The following is a 19803-nucleotide window of genomic DNA, read 5'->3' on the forward strand; positions in this document are numbered from 1 at the left end:
CCCGCGAGGTGACGCGCCGCCGCGTGACTGCCCGTCCGCCCGATTTCAGGCCGCGACAGTCGTCACGGCGGTGGCGGAGTTGCCGGACAAGCACGTCCCGGTCGACGTCGCCGGCGCGGTGACGACCGGCGCGTACACGACGTAGTCCTGGCCGGTCTGGAGGTTGTGGCAGGCGAGCCGCGCCTGGTAGCGGCCGCTGTCGCACTGGGCGCTGCCCCGGCCGTAGTAGAGCGTGCTGCCCTGCACGATCCACGCGCTCCAGGTCATGCACCCGGCCAGGCCCGCGGCGGCCGGATCGGCGACGGCCTGCACGATCTGCGCGGTGTTGCCGGTGTTGCACGTGACCGCAACGGCGGCCGGCGCGGTCACCACCTGAGTGCCGTAAAGGATGTAGTAGTCGCCGGTCTGCTCGTTCTTGCACAGGGCCTTGACCCGGTAGCGGCCGGTGTCGCACTGCGCTTGGCCGCGGCCGTAGAAGAGGTTGTTGCCGCCCTGGTTGACCCACTCGGTCCAGGAGACGCAGCCCGTGAGGCCGGCGTCGGCCGGATCGGTCACGGCGTACACGGCCTGCGCCGAGTTGCCGGTGTTGCACAACACAGTCGTGGTCGCCGGGGCGGTCACGACCTGGGTCCCGTAGTTCACGTACCCGGCGCCGGTCTGGTTGTTGATGCAGACCGCCTTCGCCCGGTAGCGCCCGGAAGTGCACTGCACACTGCCGAGGCCGTAGAAGTAGTTGTTGCCTTGCTGCACCCACTGGACGGACGTCGTGCACCCGGCGGGAGCCGCCTGTACTGCCTGTACCGCCGGCACTGCCGCCGACGCGGGAGTGGCCGGCGCGGCGAGACCGAGCACGGCCGCCACCAGGGCCGGGAACCAACGCTTCGCCACCATTTGCGCCTCCGGGGTGTGGATTCGACTGCCGCGGCGGACCGTAACACCGGAAAGCGCCGGGATTCACTGCCCCGCAACGGGATTGAGCACGAACGCGGAACTCCCGGGGCTCGGACGCGCGAGCCTACGCATGGAACCATGCGATTCCCCGTCGACGACCTGAAGGGCGCGACGCGGCCGGCCGGCGAACTCGCGCCGCGCATCGCCCGCGCGCTCCGGCGGGGCCGCGGGAAGCCGGCCGCATCCGCAGGGTGCACGACGAATGGCCGGCGATTTCGGTGGCGAGCACGACCCCGGCCCTCACCGGTCCCGAGGCCGACGTCATCACCTTGGTTCGTTCCGAGTTGCCCTTCGCCGAGTCACGCGACCGCCGGCTGGTCGTCTTCACCCGAAGCGAAAGGGATCCGGGGCCCGCACGGCTGGCCTGGAGAACCGAAGTGACCGGGCAGAGCCGGCACACCGCGAACAAGGTCGGCTACGAGGAGATCACCCGCCGACCATGGTCGTTACGACCATGGTCGTGCTACGGTGGCGTCATGCCCTCCGCCGACGACACCCAGGCATCCCCCAGCCGCCGTGAGCGGCCGGCGAAACCGGCCCTGACCAGGCAGGGGATCATCGACACCGCGCTCGGCATCCTGCGGGACGAAGGCCTGGAGAAGGTGACGATGCGCCGTGTCGCCGCCGCGCTCGACTCGGGGCACGCGTCGCTCTACGTCTACGTCCGGAACACCGAAGACCTGCACGCGCAGATCCTCGACGTGCTTCTCGGCGAACTCCGGCCGACGGCCGCCGGGCCCGGCACCTGGCGGGATCGGGTGAAGGAACTGCTGACCGGCTACGGGCAGCTGCTGATGCGCTACCCCGGGATCGCCCGGATGGCGATGTCCACGCAGCCCAGCGGCCCGAACTACCTGTCCCTGGTCGACACCGTCCTGGCACTGCTCCACGAAGGCGGCGTGCCCGGCCGGGCCGCGGCCTGGGGCGTCGACCTGCTCCTGCTCTTCCCCACCGCGGTGGCCGTCGAATTCAGCGGCCCCCAGTCCAAGACGGAGAAAGCCGCCGCGCTGTCCGCGCTCGCCACGAAGATCACCACCGTGGACGCGGCCCGGTACCCGCACATCTTCCCGCTCAGCGCCGCGCTCGTCTCCGGGGACGGCGGCTCCCGTGGCGACTGGGCCTTCGACGTCCTGCTCGACGGCATCCTCGCCGCAAACCCCCCTCCAGCACCGGATCAGGACCTCCCATGACCACTTCTTCCGTCACGATCGTCGGCGCGGGCCTGTCCGGCCTCGTCCTGGCCCGCATCCTCCAGAACCACGGGATCGCCGCCACCGTCCACGAACTCGACACCACCGCCGGCGCACGCCGCCAAGGCGGCTCACTCGACATCCACGAAGAAACCGGGCAGCTCGCCCTGCGCGAAGCCGGCCTCTACGACGAGTTCCGCCGTCATACGCATCCGCAGGGCGAGCACGTGCGCGTCCTCGACAAGCAAGCGCACGTCTTCATCGACAACGGGCCGGAAGGCGGCGAAGGCGGCCGTCCGGAGATCGACCGGACGGTGCTGCGCGACCTGCTCGTCACGTCGCTCGATCCCGGCCGGATCGTGTGGGACCACAAGGTCACCGCGGTTCGCGCCCTCGGCGACGGCCGGCACGAGCTGACCTTCGCCGACGGCACCACGACCACCACCGACCTCCTGATCGGCGCGGACGGCACCTGGTCGAAGGTGCGCCCGCTGCTGTCGCCCGCGACGCCGGAGTACTGCGGAATCTCCCACGTCGAGATCCGCATCCCGGACGCCCCGGCGCGCCACCCGGACCTGGCCGAGCTCGTCGGCCCCGGCATGATCTTCGCCCTCTCCGACAACAAGGGCTTCCTGGGCCACGGCGGCCACGACATCGAACTCGGCGCCTCGCTGCGCGTCCCCGAGGACTGGCTGTCCTCCAGCGGCGTCGACTGGGCCGATCCGGGCGAAGCCCGCGAAGCCCTGCTCAAGGAGTTCGCCGGCTGGGCGCCCGCACTCACCGATCTCATCCGCCACAGCGCGGACACGCTCACCCCGCGCCGGATCTACGGCTTGCCGGCCGGGCACCGCTGGGAGCGGGTCCCGGGTGTGACGCTCGTCGGCGACGCCGCGCACGTGATGTCCCCGTTCGCCGGCGAGGGCGCGAACCTCGCGTTGATCGACGGCGCCGACCTGGCCCGCGCGATCCTGGAGCACCCGGACGACGTCGAGACCGCCCTGGCGCAGTACGAGAAGGCGATGTTCCCGCGCGCCGAAGAAGCGGCGCACGGGTCCGCGCGAGGACTCGAGTGGATCTTCACCCCGACCTCGCCCCGGGAGATCGTCGAGTTCTTCTCCGCGATGGGCCCGGGGTAGGCCGTCAGGTCCACGCCCCCGCGGCGGCGGCCCGGGTGACGTAGTCCTCGAACGACCCCGCCGACCGGCCGAGTGCGCGTTCCACGTCGTCGGTCGGCGCGGGAACCGCGCCGTCGCGGACGGCGACCAGGATGCCGGTGAGCAACCGGGCGATGCCGGGCGGGACGCCGTTCGCGATCAAGTGTCCGATGTGGACTTCGGGACTGACGTCGGCGTAGTGGATCACGCGGCCGGTGGCCTTGCCGATCATCTCGGCCGCTTCGCCGAAGCCGATCGCCCGCGGCCCGGTCAGCCGGTAGGTCCGGCCGTGGTGGCGGCCGGTCAGCGCCGACGCGGCGACCTCGGCGATGTCCTCGGCGTCGACGAACGGCGTCCGCCCGTCGCCGGTGGGCAGGGCCAGGGTTCCGGCGAGGATCGCGGGCAGCCAGGGACCTTCGCCGAAGTTCTGGGCGAACCAGTCCGGCCGCAGGATCGTCCACTCGGCCCCGGACTCGCGCACCGCCGCCTCCGCGGCCTTGAGCGGGTGCCGGTCGTCGGCCTCGCCGACACCGCCGGCCGACAACAGCACCAGCCGCCGCACGCCCGCGGAAACCGCCGCGGCCACGAACCCCGGGAGGCGGCCCGTCCGCAGATCGGGTTCCACGAGGTAGGCGGCGGTGACCCCGTCGAGCGCGGGCGCCCAGGTCGTCGTGTCGTCCAGGTCGAAGCCGCCGGCGCGGGACGCCACCCGCACCGGCCGGCCGGCGTCCGTCAGCCGCCGGGCGACGCGGCTGCCGGTCTTGCCGGTGCCGCCGAGAATCAGGATCTTCGTCATGCCCTGAAGCCAACTCCCCGCAGCGAAGACGATCCATGGGAGGACGTCGAGGATACCTTTGTGATCGTCTACCGTGAGGTCGCATGGACGTCCTGAGCGAGCTGCTGGACCGGGCCCGCGCGAGCACTGCGCTGGTCCGGCAGCTGGTCCAAAGCCCGCCGTGGGCGGTGACCTACGCCGACCCGCCGCCGCTCACGGTCGTGGCCACGCTCGGCGGCCACGCGTGGATCCGGTTCGACGACGGCGATCCCGCGCCGGTGCGTCTCGCCGCCGGCGACATCGCCCTCGTCAAAGGACCCGGTGCGCACACGATCGCCGACGACCCGGCGACGCCGGCCGGGTTCGTGATCCGGCAGGGGAAGAAGCACCTCACCGACGGGAGCGAGGCCGCCGCGGAAGTACAGCGGACCCGGGCGCCCCGCACCTACGGCGACGGCCGGCCCGGGGCGACGACCATGCTCCGCGGCGTCTACGAACTCCGCGGCGACGCGGGCAGCCGCCTGCTGGACATGCTGCCGCCGCTGGCGGTCGTGCCCGCCGGGCCGCGGACGGGCGGGCCACTGGAACTGCTCGCCGCCGAGGCCGCCCGAGACGAACCGGGCCAGGACGCCGTCCTGGCCCGGCTGCTGGATCTGGTGCTCGTGCTGGCGTTGCGCGCGTGGTGCGCCCGCCCGGGCGCCGCGCCGCCCTCCTGGTACCGGGCGCTGGCCGAGCCGGCCGTCGGCGACGCGCTGCGCCTGCTGCACGGGAATCCCGCCCGCCGCTGGACGGTCGCCGCGCTCGCCGCCGAAATCGGCCTGTCCCGCGCCGCGTTCGCCGCGCGCTTCACCGCGCTGGTCGGCGAGCCGCCACTCACCTACCTCACCGGCTGGCGGATGACCTTGGCGGCGGACCGGATCCGCGACACCGAGGCCACGATCGCCGCCGTGGCCCGGGATGTCGGGTACGAAGACGCCTTCGCCTTCAGCGTCGCGTTCAAACGCGTCCGCGGGGTCAGCCCGTCGGCCTGGCGGCGCTCGGTCAGGGCGCCGGACGGGCCGCCGTGACCGGCTCGAGCAGCCGGTGCGGCGTGTTGATCGCGGCGGACAGCGGATCGGGAACCGCGCCCGACGGCTCGTAACCGGGGCCGGGTTCGATGCGGATGTCCGGGACCGGGACGACCTCACCGCAGTCCTGGCAGCGGCCGTCGTGGTCGAGCAGGCCGCCGTCGGCGTCGTGCCGGACCGCGCGCTTCACCCCGGCCGGGGAGTAGTGCGCGTCCCCCCAGCCCATCAGGGCGCGCACGATCGGCCACAGCTCGACACCCTTGCCGGTCAGCTGGTATTCGACGATCCCGCCCGCGGCTTCGTCGCGGGTGAGCACGCCTTCCTGCACGAGGGACTTCAGCCGGCTGGTCAGGACGGCGCGCGGGATGCCGAGCTGGGCGGCGAAGTCGCCGAAGCGCCGGACCCCGAAGAACGCGTCGCGGATGATCAGGAGCGTCCACCGCTCCCCGACGACCTCCAACGCCCGCGCCAGCGAGCAGTTGCGGTCCGCGTAGGTGCTGGGAAGAGCCATGTCGTCCACCCTACACCGGCAGTTCGCTCAATGAACTGCACTCGTGCTACGGTGACCTAGTTCAATGAATGAACTACCAAAAGAGGCCTTGCCGTGTACCAGTTCCTCGTCTCGTTCACCGTCCGGCCGGAGCACCGCGACGACTTCGTCCGGGCCGCCGGCCGGACCGCGCGCGACTCCCTCGCGCACGAACCGGGCTCGCACCGGTTCGAGGTCATCGTGGACGCCGAGAACCCGGATGTCTTCTACCTCAACGAGGTCTACGCCGACCTCGAAGCCTTCGAGACCCACGCGGGCGGCCCGTACTTCGGCGCCTTCTTCGCCGAGGCGAGCGCGTACGCCGAAGGCCCGACGTGGCTGATGCGGGGCAACCTCGTCGGCGACAACGCCACCGCCCGATGAGCACCGGCCTGCCCCGTACTTCGGCGGGCAAGGCAGGGGGAACCCCCTGACCACACCGTTCCACGGCAACCCGACGCCGACATACCTGTGGCGCACCGTCTTGCCGCATCCGGAGCGTCCGCGCTCGGCTTCGACCGGGCCTACCGGCACCAGGCGGGACCGTCCACAGCGGACGTTCCCCGCTCCCGGACCTGATCGGCACCGCACTGGCGGACTTCGTCCGCGAAATCACCCGGAAGGACTCGAAATGACGCACGACGACAGGCTGTTCCTGATCACCGGTGCGGCCGGCAAGACCGGGAGCGTGACGGCCGAACTGCTGCTGCGACGCGGGCACCGCGTCCGGACCATGGTCCGCCAGGAGGACGACCGGTCCCGCGCGCTCGGCGCGGCCGGCGCCGAGGTGGTCCGGGGTGACCTCCTCGACCTCGACAGCGTGACCGCCGCGCTCGACGGCGTCAGCGGCGCCTACTTCGTCTACCCGATCCGCGACGGCCTGCTCGACGCGACCGTCACCTTCGCCCAGGCCGCCACGGAAACCGGCGTCCGGCACGTCGTCGACATGTCCCAGATCTCCGCCCGGCGGGAGGCGAAGAGCAACGCGGCACGGCAGCACTGGCTCGCCGAACGCCTGCTGGACCGGACCGGCCTGCTCACCACGCACCTGCGGCCGACGTTCTTCGCCGAGTGGCTCACCACGTGGTGGGAGCTGCGTGACGGCGAGGGGCATCTGCGGCTCCCGTTCGGTGACGGCCGGCACGCGCCGATCGCCGCGGCCGACCAGGCGCGCGTGATCGCCGCGGTGCTCGCCGACCCCGAGCCGCACGACGGCGCCGTCTACCCGCTGCACGGCCCGGTCGAGCTGGACCACCACGAGATCGCCGCGGCCATCGCCGCGACGCTCGGCATCCCGGTGCGCTACGAGCCGATCAGCGTCGAGGAGTTCGCCGCGTCCATGACGGAGCGCGGCTTCCCCGCGCACCTCGTGCAGCACCTGGGCAACGTCGCCCTCGACTACCGCGACGGCGTGTTCGCGGGCACGAACGACCACGTCGAGAAGATCGGCGGCCGGGCCCCGCTGTCCGTCGAGCAGTTCGTGCTCGACAACAAAGCCGCGTTCGGCACCAGCGGCCCCTACTTCGTCCCGGCTCCCTGAGGAGAGTCCCCATGTCGTCCGTACTCGTCACCGGCGCGTCCCGGGGCATCGGCCGCGCCCTCGCCGTCGAACTCGCGGGCCGGGGCCACCGGGTCATCGCCACCGCCCGCCGTCCGGAGACCCTGGCCGAGCTGCCGGAAGCGCTCGCCGAAACCCTGGCCGTCGAGGCTCGTCACTTCGGCGTCAAGGTGAGCATCGCGCAGGACGTCGCCGCCGCGGTGGACGACACGATCGAGAAGCCCGACCCGCCGCTGCGCGGGCCGATCGGCGCCCCCGCGGAGCGGATCCTGCGGGCCCGGAAGGAAGCGCCGGAAGACGGACCCTTCCTCGCGACCGACCTCGGCTGGCAGGCCCCGTGCCATGATCGGGTTCATGACCGGTCCCCGCATCAGGCTCTACCGCCCGGAAGACCGGGCGGCGCTGTTCGACGTGTGTGTCCGGACCGGCCTCGACGGCGGTGACGCGCGGGGCGTCTATGCCGACGAGGACCTCCTGCCGGCCGTCTTCCTCGCGCCCTACCTGGACCTGGAGCCCGAGCTGGCCTTCGTCCTGGACCGCGGGGACGGCACAGCCGTGGGGTACCTCGTCGGCACCGCGGACACCCCGGCGTTCGCCGGCCGGCTCCGGCGCGAGTACCTCCCGCGCGTCGCCGGGCGCTTCCCGGCGCCGCCCGATCCGCCGACCACACCGTCGGAGGAGATGCTGACCGTCCTGCACGCCCCGGAGGGCATGGTGCGCCCGGAGGTCGCCGGTTACCCGGCGCACCTGCACATCGACCTCCTGCCCGGGCACCAGCGCGGCGGGCACGGGCGCGCGCTGATGACGGCGTACCTGGCGGCGCTGGCCGAGCGGGCGGTGCCGGGTGTGCACCTGGTGATGCCGAGCGCGAACCGGCCGGCCCGGGTGTTCTACGACCGGCTCGGCTTCCACGACCTCGGCGTCGAGCACCCGTCGGTCACCTACCTCGCACGCGCGGTCGACGCCGGCTGACGGCGGATCACCGCCGAAGGGTGGTGGCGCGCTCACGGACAGTTCCGTCATCGTTCAGGGGAAACCCATCTCCCGGAGGGCATTCGTTCGGCGCGCACCGGAACGCTGGGCCGGCTCTGTTCCCCCGACCCGAGGACGGACTCCGTGACCGAATCCCGTGCCCGCAGGCGCGTCTTCTGCCTCATCGCCGGTGCCCTGCTGGTGGCCACCGGCGCCCCGGCGCACGCCGCGACGGCCGCGGACGTCCACCTCAACGAAGTCGTGACCACGGGTGGTGTCGACGACTCCGTCGAGCTCTACAACGCGGGCACCACCGCGGTCGACGTCTCGGGCTGGATCCTCAAGGACGACCAGGACAGCTCGAAGTACAAGATCGCCGCGGGGACCACGCTGGCGCCCGGCGCGTTCCGCGCGTTCGACGTCCACAACGCCTTCGGCCTGGGCTCGGCGGACAAGGCGCGGCTGTACCGGGCGGACGGCAGCACCCTGGTCGACAGCGTCGGCTGGAGCGAGCATTCCGGCCCGTCGTGGTCGCGCTGCCCGGACGGTACCGGCCCGCTCACCGCGGCCGCGTTGACGCTCGGCGCCGCGAACAGCTGCGGTTCGGGCCCCACGCCGGTGGCGTGGCCCGGCGGCGGCGCGGTCACGACGGCCGACGCGTCGAACGTCTTCGGCGAGGACCTCAGCGGCCTGTTCCAGGACGGCGGCGTGCTGTGGGCCGCCCAGAACTCCGGGAAGCTCTGGCGCCTGCTGCCCACCGGTTCCGGCGGCTGGAAGCCGGACACCGCGAACGGGTGGTCGGCGGGGAAGACACTGCGTTTCCCGGGCGGCTCCGGCAATCCGGACAGCGAAGGGGTGACGGTCACCGGTGGCGCGGCGTTCGTGGCCAGAGAGCGCAACGGTTCCGGCAGCAGCCGCACGTCCGTGCTGCGCTACGACGTGAGCGGCACCGGCTCCACCCTGACCGCGGCCAAGGAGTGGAACCTGACCGCGGACCTGCCGCCGGTGGGCGCCAACCTCGGCTTCGAGGGCGTCACCTGGGTTCCCGACGCGGCCCTGACCGGCGCCGGGTTCACCGACGTCTCGACCGGCACGGCCTACGACCCCGCCCGCTACGGCGCGCACAGCGGCGGCGTGTTCTTCGTCGGCGTCGAGGGCACCGGCATGGTCCACGGCTACGTCCTGCAGGACTCGGGCGCGTTCACCCGCGTGGCGTCCTTCGCCAGCGGGATGAGCGGCGTCATGGAGGTGCAGTGGGAGCCGCAGGCCGCGCGGCTGTGGGTCGTCTGCGACGACACCTGCCACGGCCAGCACCGCACGATGCGCGTGAACTCCTCCGGCGTGTTCGCGACGACCGCGGTCTACAACCGGCCCAGCGGCATGCCCGACCTCAACAACGAAGGCTTCACTCTCGCCGGCGCGAACGAATGCGCCGGCGGCACCAAACCCGTCTACTGGTCCGACGACAGCGACGACGACGGTCACGCCCTGCGGAAGGGCACCGTCACCTGCTGATCGCCCGCCTTCTCCGACAATTCTTGCAGACTTCGGTACGTAAATTTCTGAAAACAGTCCGACTATTGCCAGTTCTTGGCCGGAAGCCTACAGTCGCCTCGCGGAACACGTACTCGTGCAACGGTGCCGAGAGGAACTGGGATGGCGATCTCGCGCAGGACGTTCATCGGTTCGGCCGCGGCGGCTTCGGCGTGGGGAGCGCTTTCCCTCGCCGGAGCGCCCGGCGCCTCCGCCGCCTCCCCGCCGGGGGACGTCGTCGGCAAGATCACCGTCGGCTACCAGGGCTGGTTCGCCTGCGCCGGCGACGGCGCGCCGATCAACGGGTGGTGGCACTGGAGCCAGAACTGGGGCCAGACGCCGTCGACGGGCAACAACGTCATCAAGGCGTGGCCGGACATGCGCGAGTACACCCGCACTTACCAGACCGCCTACGGCAACTTCGGCGACGGCCGCCCGGCGACGCTCTTCTCGTCCTACGACCAGCAGACCGTGGACACGCACTTCCTGTGGATGCAGCAGAACGGCTGCGACACCGCCGCGCTGCAGCGCTTCAACCCCAACAGCAGCGAAGGCCCGACACGCGACGCGATGGCCGCCAAGGTCCGCAGCGCCGCCGAGTCGCACGGGCGGAAGTTCTACATCATGTACGACGCCACCGGCTGGGCGAACATGCAGCAGGAGATGAAAACCGACTGGACGGCGAAGATGTCCGCGCACACGGCGTCGTCGGCGTATGCCCGCCAGAACGGCAAACCGGTCGTCTGCATCTGGGGTTTCGGGTACAACGACGGCAACCACCCGTGGGACGCGGGCACCTGCCTCGACGTCGTGAACTGGTTCAAGGGCCAGGGTTGTTACGTCATCGGCGGCGTGCCGCGGGAGTGGCGCACCAGCGACGGCGGCTCGCGGCCGGGCTTCGGCGACGTCTACCGCTCGTTCGACATGATCTCGCCGTGGATGGTCGGGGCGGTCGGGGACGCGGCGGGCTCGGACTGGATGTACCAGAACCTGACCGTGCCCGACCAGGCCGACTGCACTGCCCACGGCATCGACTACCAGCCGTGCGTGCTGCCCGGCGACGTCTCCGGCCGGCAGCGGGCCCACGGCGACTTCATGTGGCGCCAGTTCTACAACATGGTGCGCGCCGGCGTGCAGGGCATCTACATCTCGATGTTCGACGAATACGGCGAAGGCAACCAGATCGCGAAGACGGCGGAGAACGCCTCGATGACCCCCGCCGGCTCCGGACTGCTCGCCCTCGACGAGGACGGGACGGCGTGCTCGTCGGACTACTACCTGCGGCTGACCGCCGACGGCGGCCGCATGCTCAAGGGCCAGATCGCGTTGACGGCGACCCGGCCGACGTCGCCGACGCTGACCACGGGCGGCTCGACCGACCTGGCACGCGGCCGCGCCACCACCGAAAGCAGCCACACCCAGAACTACGGCGCGGGCAACGCGGTCGACGGGAACGCCGACAGCTACTGGGAAAGCGCGAACAACGCGTTCCCGCAGTGGGTGCAGGTCGACCTCGCCGCGGCGACCGCGGTGACGCGGATCGTGGTGGCCCTCCCGCCGTCGAGCGCGTGGGGCACCCGGACGCAGACGCTGGCCCTGTCCGGTTCGTCCGACGGCTCCACGTTCGACACCCTCTCCCCCGCGACCGGGTACGTCTTCGATCCGGCGCGCGGGAACAGCGTCACGATCACGGTTGCCCGCACCAGCCGTCGCTTCCTGCGCTTGACGTGCACCGGAAACACCGGCTGGCCGGCCGGGCAGATCGCCCGCTTCGAGGCGTACGGCTGATCACGGGCACCGCTGCCGCACCGTGGCGGCCGCCACGATCTACTCTGGAGTAGTTCGTGTCCAGCGGCGCAGTGGGGGGAACGTGGCCCGGTTCGGCAAAGACGTCGTCGGAGGTGCCCTGCTGCGGGCGAAGCCGATGGTCCGGTGGGGGCTGGGACACGCGCTGCCGCGGGCCGTGCTGCTGCGCGAGGCCAAGCGCGGCGACCTGCAGGGCCGGCTGGTGGACGACGCCGCCGCGGGACGCGACCTGACGGGCCTGTTCGACGAGATCCGCGCCGCCGGGCCGGTTGCCCGCACGCGCTTCGGGTGGATCACCACGCAGCACGCCGCCGTCCGGGAGGTGCTGTCCAACGACGACTTCCGCACCGGCGTGATGGGTTCCGACGGGTCCGCGCTCGGGCGGTTGCTGGAGTGGTCGGCGGGCGAGCACCTGCACCCGGTGCGGCCGCCGTCGCTGCTGGCCGTCAACCCGCCAGAGCACACCCGCTACCGCAAGCTCGTCACCGGCGTGTTCACCGCGCGCGCCGTCGAGCAGCTGCGCGGCCGCGTCCAGGCGATCGCCGACGAGGTGCTCGACGGGATCGACCCGGCCGCTCCGGTCGACCTGGTCGAGTCCTACTGCGGGCTGCTCCCGGTGACGGTGATCAGCGAGATCCTCGGCGTCCCGGCCACCGAGGTGGGCAAGGTGCTGTCGCTGGGCGCGGCGGCGGCGCCGAGTCTCGACCTCGGCCTGGGCTGGCGCACGTTCCGCGACGTCGAGACGGCGCTGGCGGAGTTCGACACCTGGCTCGGCGAGCACCTGGACCACCTGCGCCGCCACCCCGGCGACGACCTGTTCAGCCGGCTCGTCGCGGCCCGTGACGACGGCGTCGGGCTCACCGAGGCCGAGCTGAAGTCGACGGCGGGCCTGGTCCTGGCGGCCGGCTTCGAGACGACGGTCAACCTGCTCGGCAGCGGCATCGCCCTGCTGACGGCCCACCCGGACCAGCTCGCGACCCTGCGCGAGCGGCCGGAGCTGTGGGGAAACGCCGTCGAGGAGGTGCTGCGCCACGACCCGCCCGTGCTGCTGACCGGCCGGGTCTCGGTGCGCGCCACGGAGGTCGCCGGCGTCCCCCTGCCGCGCGGAGCCCTGGTGACGACGGTCCTGGCCGGCGCCAACCACGACCCGCAGGTCTTCACCGACCCCGAGGCGTTCGACGTGACCCGCACCCGAGCCCGCGACCACGTCTCCTTCGGCGCCGGCCGCCACCACTGCCTCGGCGCGGCGCTGGCCCGGATGGAAGGCGAGATCGGCCTGCGGACGATCTTCGACCGGTACCCGGGCGTGGCCCTGCGCCCGGGAAGCCGCCGCCGCGACACCCGCATCCTGCGCGGTTACGAGTACCTCCCCGCCACGCTCGCCTGAGCCCGAGTCCCCAGGCCGGTGCGGGGCTCTTGCTCCGATCTGGAGCCGCCGTGCTGGCCACGGCGGTCGCCGTGCTGGCCGCTCCGGTCATCGTGTCGGCCACTGCGGTCGCTGTGTTGTCCATCGCCGTCGCGTGGCGGCCGTTCGTGCGCAGCCGCGCGGGCCGCCAACTGCCGCCATCGTGGTTGGCCGCCCGGTCGCCGTGCTGACCGTTCCCGCCGCCAGGTCGGCCAACGCCGTAGCCGCGCTGGCCGCTCCGGTCACGCCATGTCGACCATCCCCGTCGCTAGGGCGGCCGGTTCGTGTGCGGCCGCACGGGTCCGTGTCCGCCGCCATCGTGACCGGAGCGGTCAACACAGTCACGGGAACGGCCAACACGGTGCTTGGCGGCGACCTCGGTTTACCGCAGCGGTCGGGGCCGGCCGAGCGGTCTGCCGCGGGCCGATGCGAACGCGGAGTCCGTCGAGGTGGGCGGGATCGGGTGAGCGGTCAGCGGTGGGCGGCGCGGAGTGCGCGTTCGATCTCCTCCTGGCCGAGGGCGCGGGAGTTGACGTAGTAGACCACCGCGCCGGGCGGGAGGTCGCCGTCCCGGGCGGGGTTCACGGTCAGGCCTTCCGCGCCGCGCACCGCAAGGACCGTGGCGCCGAACGCGTGGCCCAGTGCGGCCTGGCAGCGCTCGACCGACACCGCGCCGAGGCGTTCCGGGAGGGTGATCGAGTACGTGCCGGCGCCGCCGGCGGTCATCAGCTCGGCGTAGACCTCGGCGATTCCGGGTGACACCACCTCCTCGACGACCATGCGCGGAGTGTGCCACTGGACGCAGGTGATCCGCGGGTCGACGAAGCCGATCAGCTCGGCGCGCTCCATGTCGCGCATCGTGACCACCACGTGCGCCGACGTCGTGGCGTGGTCGACCAGGACCGCCACGGCCAGCGCTTCGTTGTCGTCCCGGGCGTCCACGAGCACCGTGGCGGCCCGCTCGATCCCCGCCCGCGCGAGGACGCCCGGCGCGGTGAGGTCGCCCCGGACGAACTCCACCGGCTGCGCCGGCATCGGGTGCACCGGGACGTCGTCTCCCGCGCACAGCACCAGGCCGGTGATCCCGTCGGCCAGCAGCTGCGCCACGAGCCGCTCGGTGCGGCCGGCGAGGTAGCCGACGAGCACGACGTGGCCGCTCAGCTCCACCGGTTCCAGCCCCTGCATCCGCCGTCCCTTCGCTTGCTCCAGCAGCGCCGCGAGCCGGGTGAAGACCGTGGTGAGCGTGGCGATCCCGCCGACGATCACGTACCCGCCGACGAAGTGCCCGGCCACCGTCGCCGGCGAGAAGTCGCCGTACCCGACCGTCGCCGCGGTCACGACGAAGTACCACCAGTAGTTGCCCGGCTGGACGAGGTCACTGCCGGCCGGCTCGGCCAGCACCATCAGCGGCCAGCTGGTCACGAACACGAAGACGACGACCACCACCGGGAGCGTCCACCCGGCACGCAGGATCCAGCGCGCGAACAGGCGGGAAAGGATGAACGACACGTCCTCTCCTCACCGAACGCCACCACTCGGACACGCCGCCTTCAGCGTCCCTTGAGGACAGTTCCCGATCACGAGATCACACGCGCGGACCAGGCACAACGGCCTTTACCCGACCGTGACGGCCGCAGGACGCAACCCGCTTCCCGGGGATTCGACGGTCACAGCCAGTGCGATTCGGCGGCCGGGGCGGTACGGCTGATGCAGGTGCGCAGCCCAGCAGCCAGTCGCAGATACGGCCAGAGCACCACAGCGGCACGGTGGCCGAGAGTCGGCGCGGGCAGGACCGGCGTGGAAGGGGTCTCGCTACCCAGGCTGATCACGACGAAGTTCGCGAATGATCGCCACGCGCTCCCGCGGGGTGGCGCCTTCCAAGGCGATCTCGAGCGCATGCCTCTGGCTCTCCGCCCGGATCCGGGCGAGCACACACCGTGCGATCGCCGCGATCATCGCAGTGGCTGATGGTCCTATCCACAGCCAGCTCCCCGTCACGTGCCCTCCTGACCTGACCTCGAGTCGGCCTCGAGACGGTCTGTTCGAAGCTGGAGAGATGTCTACGCTGGTCAGCGGTCGCCCGGGATGCCTCATTACATCTGGTTACGTCTGTATAGAGCAGTTCTTCCAGGCTCTCTTCCGCGGCAGTTTCCCCTGGTTTCCGGGAGGCAACGGCAGCGCGACGGCACGTGGCGGGATCTTGATCGTTTACGTCCGTTTATACTCGGTGCTGCAAAATGATGCTGGGCAGGCGCACTGGGGGGTCGCATGAGAGGGTGGCGTCAGCCGGATCTTCCGGAGGGCCCCCTGCGGGAACTCAACACCGCACTTCACCGCCTTCATGCGCACGCCGGCCATGTCAGTAGCTACCGAATTTCGGCATGGCTGAAGGAACGGGCCGATCGAGCGGAGTTTCCGGGCGATTGGCCGAAGCTGTCCCACACCTCAGTCCACAAGGCGCTGGTCGAGCCCACGATGCCGAGTTGGTCTACGACGTTGGGCATCGTCGAAGCACTCATAGTTCTCGGCCGCCTACCGGATGATCACGGCATCGTCGAACGACTCAGGCAACTGTGGGAGACCGCGTTCGAAGATCTGCGCGACACCATCGAGGATTCGGGCGAGCCGGACGAGCGGCCTGCCGGCACGACCCCACTCGAGGCCGACGCTGCTCTGGATGACCCAGCCGAGCTGGTGGTACTGGCCGTGGACGACGAGCCGAACGGTCTCGACGAACTCGTTCACTGCCTGCAGCACAATCCGCACGTGACGAGGGTCTTCCCGGCTATCGACGCGTCCGAGGCATTGCGCCTCTTGTCCACCGATGATCCCCGCATGCGCGATCGCCGGGACCGCGGGCTGCCGATCGTGGACGCGGTCTTCGCCGATATCGAAATGCCCGGGCTATCCGGGATGGAGATGTCCCGGATGTTCGCCGCCCTGCGACCGTCCCCCGCACTGGTCTTCGTGACCGCGCATGCTGACGAAGCGGTCAACGCCTTCGAACTCGGTGCCGTCGACTATGTACTCAAGCCCTACATGCAGGACCGCCTTGACCGAGCTGTTGCCCGAGTGTGGCACCAGCGCCAGTCGAATGCGACCGGCAGCTGACGATTCGCCACTATTACGCAGCCTCCAGCGGTGCCTATTATGGGTTCGACGAAACAAAGAGGCCGTTGGTCCGCTACTTACCCGGAGATCCACAGACCGGGAGCCGGGTCAATGGGGCGTGACACCTCCTGCGGGTGGGCGGTTCAGGCCCAGGTGGTCGCGCAGGGTCGGGCCGGTGTACTCGGTGCGGAACCGGCCCTTGCGTTGCAGGATCGGCACGACGTGGTCGACGAACGCCGTCAGTTCGTACGGCAGGGTCGAGCCCATGATGGTGAACCCGTCGACCGCGCCGGCGTCCTGCCAGGCCATCACGTGGGTGGCCAGCTGCTCGGGCGTGCCGACGAAGTGGGACTGGCCCGCGCCGCTCTTGAGCTGCAGGGCGACCTCGCGCAAGGACGCCTCCGGCTGCGCGCGCGAGAGGGCGAACAGCTCCTCCGCGCGGCTCGACACGTTCGCCGTGCCGGCCCACAGTTCCGCGGGCAGCGGGACGTCCGGGTCGAAACCGTCCGGGTCGAGCCCCGCTGTGTAAAGGATGTTCTGCCAGCGGAACTCCGGGCTCGCCAGCTCTTCCAGCCGCCGGGCCTTCTCCTGGGCCTCGGCTTCGGTCCCGCCGAGGGTCACCATCAGCGCCGGGAGGACGAGCACCTGGGCCGGGTCCCGGCCCGCGGCCGCCGCCTGGGCGTGGAGCCCGGTCCGGAACGCGGCCGCGGCCGCCAGCGACGGCGGCCCGGAGAACACCAGCTCGGCGTACCGCGCGGCCAGCGCGATACCCGCCGGGGACTGTCCTGCTTGGACCAGGACCGGACGCCCCTGCGGTGAGCGCGGGAACGGCAGGATCCCTTCGACGTCGTAGAACTCGCCGTGGAACCGCGGCGCGTGCAGCTTCGCGCGATCCGCCCACACACCGCGCTCCCGGTCACCGACGACGGCGTCGTCCTCCCAGCTGTCCCACGCGCGGGTCACGACGTCGACGAACTCGTGCGCCCGCGTGTACCGGTCGGCGTGATCGGGGTGGGCGCGCTCGCCGAAGTTCGCCGCGGCCAGCGGCGTGATGGTGGTGACGATGTTCCAGCCCGCGCGGCCGCCGCTGAGGTGGTCCAGCGTCGCGAACCGGCGGGCCAGCTCCCACGGCTTGTTGTAGGTCGTGGAGCCGGTGCCGATCAGTCCGATGTGGCTGGTGACCGCGGCCAGGGCCGAGAGCACCGAGATCGGGTCGAACTGCGTCTGTGGCAGGTGGGTCGCCCGGTATTCGGCGATGGCGATGTTGTCGGCCAGGAAGATCGTGTCCATCAGGCCGCGCTCGGCGATGCGCGCGATGTCCGCGAAGTACGGCAGCCCGAGCACGCCGCGGACGTCGTCGCCGACGACCCGCCAGGCGGACTCGTGGTACCCGTTCGGCCAGATGAAGGCGTTGAAGTGCAACTGATCCGCGCTCACGGAACGACTCCTCGGATAGTGCCGGCTCAGGCGAGACCCTGCTGCGACAGCCAGTCCTTCGCGACGTCGGCGGCCGGCTCCCCGTCGGAGTCCACGCGCTTGTTCAGCTCACGCATGCCGTCGGTGTTCAGCTTCGCGCTCACGGCGTCGACGACGGCCGCGAAGTCCGCGCCTCGGGCGTCGAGCACCTTCTTGTTCACCGCCGGCACCACGTTCTCCGTCGGCACCATGCTCAGGTCGTCCTTGAGCGCGACGTACTGCGGGTCACCGGCGGACGGGCTCACCGAGTCCACCGGGATCACCGTGACGGCACCGGAGTTGAGCTGCTGCACCCGCGGCCCGATCTCCTGCACGGTCTGGAAGGACGCGTTCGTCAGCTGGTAGATGTCGGTGAAGCCCTTGAAGCACGTCAGCCGCTTCTCGCACTCCGGGCCGCCGGCCAGGATCACCTTGTCGAGCTTCTTCAGGTCGCTGATCGAGGCGATGCCCTTCGACTTCGCCAGATCGGCCTTCACGATGTAGGTGTTCTTGTCCTCGGCCGGCGCGTAGTCCAGCAGGGAGACGCCACTGGGCTCGAACAGCTTCGCCAGCTGGTCGTGCTCCCCCTTCGCGTCCTTGACCGGCTCCGCGCCGAAGCCGGTGGTGATCGCCGATCCCTGGTACTCCGGGATGAACTGCAGCTCACCGGACTTCAGCGACGGGTAGATCAGCTCGCGCGAGCCCAGGTTCAGCTTGCGCGTCACCGGATAACCCTTGGCTTCCAAGGCCTGCGCGTAGATCTCGGCGAGGATCTGGCTGTCGGTGAAGTTGAAGGACGCGACGACGATCGGCGCCCCGCCCTTGCCCGGCGCGGCGGGCTTGTCACCGCTGTCCCCGCCGCCGCACGCGGTCAGGCCGAAGACGGCCACCGCCACCACCGCGGCCGCTCGAAGATTCCGGCTCCAGCGCACGTGCCCACACTCCTCGTTTCCCATGATCCAGCCGAACACGACCCTAACCAGCGGGTACGACAGAAACCACATACTGGGATCGCGGCGACGCGGGTCGTCGGCGCCGGGAGCCAGCCAGGCAACTAACCGTACTGCTCGTTTTTAGAGGTTAGGTGTCAGGAGGCCGGCTTGTCAACTTCGGCTAGGCCGGCTCCTGCCCGGTCAGCAGACCGATGAGGCTGTGCGGGGTCTTCTCGCCGAAGCACAGTTCGAAGTCGCGGGCCGCCTCGGCGGACTCCTCGGCACTGCGCGGGAACAGCGTCCGCTCGTAGTCGGCGAGCGCGGCTTCGACGTCGCCGGGGTGCGCGGCGAGGGCCTGGCCGAGCTCGGCGCCGTCGAGCATGGCCAGGTTGGCGCCTTCACCGTTCGGGACCGACAGGTGGGCGGCGTCGCCGAGCAGGGTCACCCCCGGCACCCGGTCCCAGCGGTGCCCGATCGGCAGGGTGTTGAGCGGGCGCAGCACCGGCGGGGTCTCGCCGTCGGTGATCAGCGCGGTGAGCTCCGGGGCCCAGCCCTCGAACTCCCGCGCGATCCGCTCGGTGGCCGCGGTGGCGTCGGTGAAGTCGATGGCGGCGAACCACTCCGGCGACTGCGCCAGCATCACGTAGGTGTGCAGGTTGCCGCCGCTTTCCCGGTGCGCCTGGATCCCCCGGCCCGGCTCGGGCGCGGACATCGCGCCGGCGCCGACCGCCTTCGCGGCGGCCGGGTGCCGGGTGTCGCCGTCGAACAGGTACGTCTCGACGAACGACGTCCCGACGTAATCGGGTGTCGCGTCCGAGAGCAGCGACCGCACCCGGGACCACGCGCCGTCCGCGCCGACCAGCAGACTCGTGACGACGGTGGTGCCGTCGCCGAAGGTCACCTCGTGCCGTCCGCCACCGAGGGCGCGGACGCCGCCGACCTTGTGCCCCCACCGGACGGTGCCGTCCGGGAGCGAGTCGAGCAGGACTTGCCGCAGTTCGCCGCGCAGCACTTCCGGCCGGCCGCCGGTGCCGTCGTCGGGTTCGTCGAGCAGGACGGTCCCGTTCCGGTCCAGGATCCGCGTCGCCTCGCGGCCCTCCAGGACCAAGCCGCGGAATTCGTCGGTCAGGCCGGCGGCCTCGAGGGCGACCTGGCCGTTGTGTTCGTGGATGTCGAGCATCCCGCCCTGGGTGCGGGCGGCCGGTGACGCCTCGGCCTCGTAGACCGTGGCCGGGATGCCGTGGACGTGCAGGACGCGGGCGAGGGTGAGGCCGCCGAGACCGGCGCCGATGATCGTGACCTGGGTCTTCATGGTGACTCCTCCGAGTTCGAGGCCGTCCGGCCTCACTGGAACGTCATTCCATA

Annotated in this window: 18 protein-coding genes and 1 pseudogene; 12 read left to right on the top strand and 7 right to left on the bottom strand. The window is 71.3% G+C overall.

The genetic code is table 11. From position 1 onward, the window contains the following. Window positions 1–45: 45 nt before the first annotated feature. Window positions 46–891 (bottom strand): hypothetical protein, encoded by an 846-nt coding sequence (locus tag OHS18_RS10430; RefSeq protein WP_328616817.1) that lies wholly within the window; start codon window positions 889–891, stop codon window positions 46–48. Between the two features lie 536 nt (window positions 892–1427). Here OHS18_RS10430 and OHS18_RS10435 point away from each other — a divergent pair. Together OHS18_RS10435 and OHS18_RS10440 are read left to right on the top strand one after the other, a co-directional pair. Then, window positions 1428–2141, top strand: coding sequence for a TetR/AcrR family transcriptional regulator (locus OHS18_RS10435; protein WP_328616818.1), 714 nt, complete (start codon window positions 1428–1430; stop codon window positions 2139–2141). After that, window positions 2138–3277 (top strand): FAD-dependent oxidoreductase, encoded by a 1140-nt coding sequence (locus OHS18_RS10440; RefSeq protein ID WP_328616819.1) that lies wholly within the window; start codon window positions 2138–2140, stop codon window positions 3275–3277. The genes OHS18_RS10435 and OHS18_RS10440 overlap by 4 nt, the downstream gene beginning before the upstream one ends. 4 nt (window positions 3278–3281) lie before the next feature. Here OHS18_RS10440 and OHS18_RS10445 read toward each other — a convergent pair whose 3' ends face one another. Beyond that, on the bottom strand, window positions 3282–4091 hold the full coding sequence (locus OHS18_RS10445) for an NmrA family NAD(P)-binding protein (protein ID WP_328616820.1): 810 nt from the start codon (window positions 4089–4091) through the stop codon (window positions 3282–3284). 83 nt (window positions 4092–4174) lie between these two features. On the opposite strand from OHS18_RS10445, the gene OHS18_RS10450 reads away from it, so the two are divergent. Continuing rightward, complete coding sequence (locus OHS18_RS10450) at window positions 4175–5137, top strand: AraC family transcriptional regulator (protein ID WP_328616821.1); 963 nt, start codon at window positions 4175–4177, stop codon at window positions 5135–5137. Here OHS18_RS10450 and OHS18_RS10455 read toward each other — a convergent pair. Continuing rightward, window positions 5112–5648, bottom strand: a complete 537-nt coding sequence (locus OHS18_RS10455) for a winged helix-turn-helix transcriptional regulator (protein ID WP_328616822.1) — start codon at window positions 5646–5648, stop codon at window positions 5112–5114. The two genes, OHS18_RS10450 and OHS18_RS10455, sit on opposite strands and share 26 nt — an antisense overlap. Window positions 5649–5741: 93 nt before the next feature. Between OHS18_RS10455 and OHS18_RS10460 the strand changes: the two genes are divergently transcribed. The 8 genes from OHS18_RS10460 to OHS18_RS10495 all read left to right on the top strand — a co-directional run bounded on the left by OHS18_RS10460 (window position 5742) and on the right by OHS18_RS10495 (window position 13131). Then, a complete protein-coding gene (locus tag OHS18_RS10460; protein WP_328616823.1) occupies window positions 5742–6050 on the top strand; it encodes a putative quinol monooxygenase in 309 nt (102 codons plus the stop codon). Between the two features lie 247 nt (window positions 6051–6297). After that, window positions 6298–7206 carry an NmrA family NAD(P)-binding protein gene (locus tag OHS18_RS10465; protein ID WP_328616824.1) on the top strand — a complete coding sequence of 303 codons (909 nt, stop codon included), beginning with the start codon at window positions 6298–6300 and terminating at the stop codon, window positions 7204–7206. A gap of 11 nt (window positions 7207–7217) precedes the next feature. After that, on the top strand, window positions 7218–7667 hold the full coding sequence (locus OHS18_RS10470) for an SDR family oxidoreductase (RefSeq protein ID WP_328616825.1): 450 nt from the start codon (window positions 7218–7220) through the stop codon (window positions 7665–7667). Next, complete coding sequence (locus tag OHS18_RS10475; protein ID WP_328616826.1) at window positions 7579–8196, top strand: GNAT family N-acetyltransferase; 618 nt, start codon at window positions 7579–7581, stop codon at window positions 8194–8196. Before OHS18_RS10470 ends, OHS18_RS10475 begins: the two co-directional genes overlap by 89 nt. 144 nt (window positions 8197–8340) lie before the next feature. Then, window positions 8341–9711, top strand: a complete 1371-nt coding sequence (locus tag OHS18_RS10480; RefSeq protein WP_328616827.1) for a lamin tail domain-containing protein — start codon at window positions 8341–8343, stop codon at window positions 9709–9711. Between the two features lie 141 nt (window positions 9712–9852). Further along, window positions 9853–11517 (top strand): discoidin domain-containing protein, encoded by a 1665-nt coding sequence (locus OHS18_RS10485; RefSeq protein ID WP_328616828.1) that lies wholly within the window; start codon window positions 9853–9855, stop codon window positions 11515–11517. Between the two features lie 136 nt (window positions 11518–11653). Further along, window positions 11654–12922 (top strand): cytochrome P450, encoded by a 1269-nt coding sequence (locus OHS18_RS10490; protein WP_328458899.1) that lies wholly within the window; start codon window positions 11654–11656, stop codon window positions 12920–12922. A 50-nt stretch (window positions 12923–12972) separates the two neighbouring features. Further along, a complete protein-coding gene (locus tag OHS18_RS10495; RefSeq protein WP_328616829.1) occupies window positions 12973–13131 on the top strand; it encodes a hypothetical protein in 159 nt (52 codons plus the stop codon). 280 nt (window positions 13132–13411) lie between these two features. Here the strand turns inward: OHS18_RS10495 and OHS18_RS10500 are convergent, their stop codons facing one another. After that, window positions 13412–14449 (bottom strand): ion channel, encoded by a 1038-nt coding sequence (locus OHS18_RS10500; protein WP_328616830.1) that lies wholly within the window; start codon window positions 14447–14449, stop codon window positions 13412–13414. Between the two features lie 1185 nt (window positions 14450–15634). On the opposite strand from OHS18_RS10500, the pseudogene OHS18_RS10505 reads away from it, so the two are divergent. After that, window positions 15635–16015, top strand: a pseudogene (locus tag OHS18_RS10505) (LytR/AlgR family response regulator transcription factor); the annotation flags it as partial. Between the two features lie 144 nt (window positions 16016–16159). Here OHS18_RS10505 and OHS18_RS10510 read toward each other — a convergent pair. The 3 genes from OHS18_RS10510 to OHS18_RS10520 form a co-directional block, all read right to left on the bottom strand. Further along, window positions 16160–17488, bottom strand: coding sequence for an LLM class flavin-dependent oxidoreductase (locus OHS18_RS10510; RefSeq protein ID WP_328616831.1), 1329 nt, complete (start codon window positions 17486–17488; stop codon window positions 16160–16162). 26 nt (window positions 17489–17514) lie between these two features. Further along, window positions 17515–18438 carry an ABC transporter substrate-binding protein gene (locus tag OHS18_RS10515; protein WP_328616832.1) on the bottom strand — a complete coding sequence of 308 codons (924 nt, stop codon included), beginning with the start codon at window positions 18436–18438 and terminating at the stop codon, window positions 17515–17517. Window positions 18439–18619: 181 nt separating this feature from the next. Then, window positions 18620–19750: an FAD-dependent oxidoreductase gene (locus OHS18_RS10520; protein WP_328616833.1), complete on the bottom strand. Its 1131-nt coding sequence runs from the start codon at window positions 19748–19750 to the stop codon at window positions 18620–18622. Between the last annotated feature and the right edge of the window lie 53 nt (window positions 19751–19803).

This window comes from Amycolatopsis sp. NBC_00355, assembly GCF_036104975.1.
Classification (GTDB): domain Bacteria; phylum Actinomycetota; class Actinomycetes; order Mycobacteriales; family Pseudonocardiaceae; genus Amycolatopsis.

Excerpts from the sequence above, each read along its gene's own strand:
- OHS18_RS10430 (WP_328616817.1), bottom strand. The coding sequence starts at position 891 with ATGGTGGCGAAGCGTTGGTTCCCGGCCCTGGTGGCGGCCGTGCTCGGT.
- OHS18_RS10435 (WP_328616818.1), top strand. The coding sequence starts at position 1,428 with ATGCCCTCCGCCGACGACACCCAGGCATCCCCCAGCCGCCGTGAGCGG.
- OHS18_RS10440 (WP_328616819.1), top strand. The coding sequence starts at position 2,138 with ATGACCACTTCTTCCGTCACGATCGTCGGCGCGGGCCTGTCCGGCCTC.
- OHS18_RS10445 (WP_328616820.1), bottom strand. The coding sequence starts at position 4,091 with ATGACGAAGATCCTGATTCTCGGCGGCACCGGCAAGACCGGCAGCCGC.
- OHS18_RS10450 (WP_328616821.1), top strand. The coding sequence starts at position 4,175 with ATGGACGTCCTGAGCGAGCTGCTGGACCGGGCCCGCGCGAGCACTGCG.
- OHS18_RS10455 (WP_328616822.1), bottom strand. The coding sequence starts at position 5,648 with ATGGCTCTTCCCAGCACCTACGCGGACCGCAACTGCTCGCTGGCGCGG.
- OHS18_RS10465 (WP_328616824.1), top strand. The coding sequence starts at position 6,298 with ATGACGCACGACGACAGGCTGTTCCTGATCACCGGTGCGGCCGGCAAG.
- OHS18_RS10470 (WP_328616825.1), top strand. The coding sequence starts at position 7,218 with ATGTCGTCCGTACTCGTCACCGGCGCGTCCCGGGGCATCGGCCGCGCC.
- OHS18_RS10475 (WP_328616826.1), top strand. The coding sequence starts at position 7,579 with ATGACCGGTCCCCGCATCAGGCTCTACCGCCCGGAAGACCGGGCGGCG.
- OHS18_RS10485 (WP_328616828.1), top strand. The coding sequence starts at position 9,853 with ATGGCGATCTCGCGCAGGACGTTCATCGGTTCGGCCGCGGCGGCTTCG.
- OHS18_RS10490 (WP_328458899.1), top strand. The coding sequence starts at position 11,654 with ATGGTCCGGTGGGGGCTGGGACACGCGCTGCCGCGGGCCGTGCTGCTG.
- OHS18_RS10520 (WP_328616833.1), bottom strand. The coding sequence starts at position 19,750 with ATGAAGACCCAGGTCACGATCATCGGCGCCGGTCTCGGCGGCCTCACC.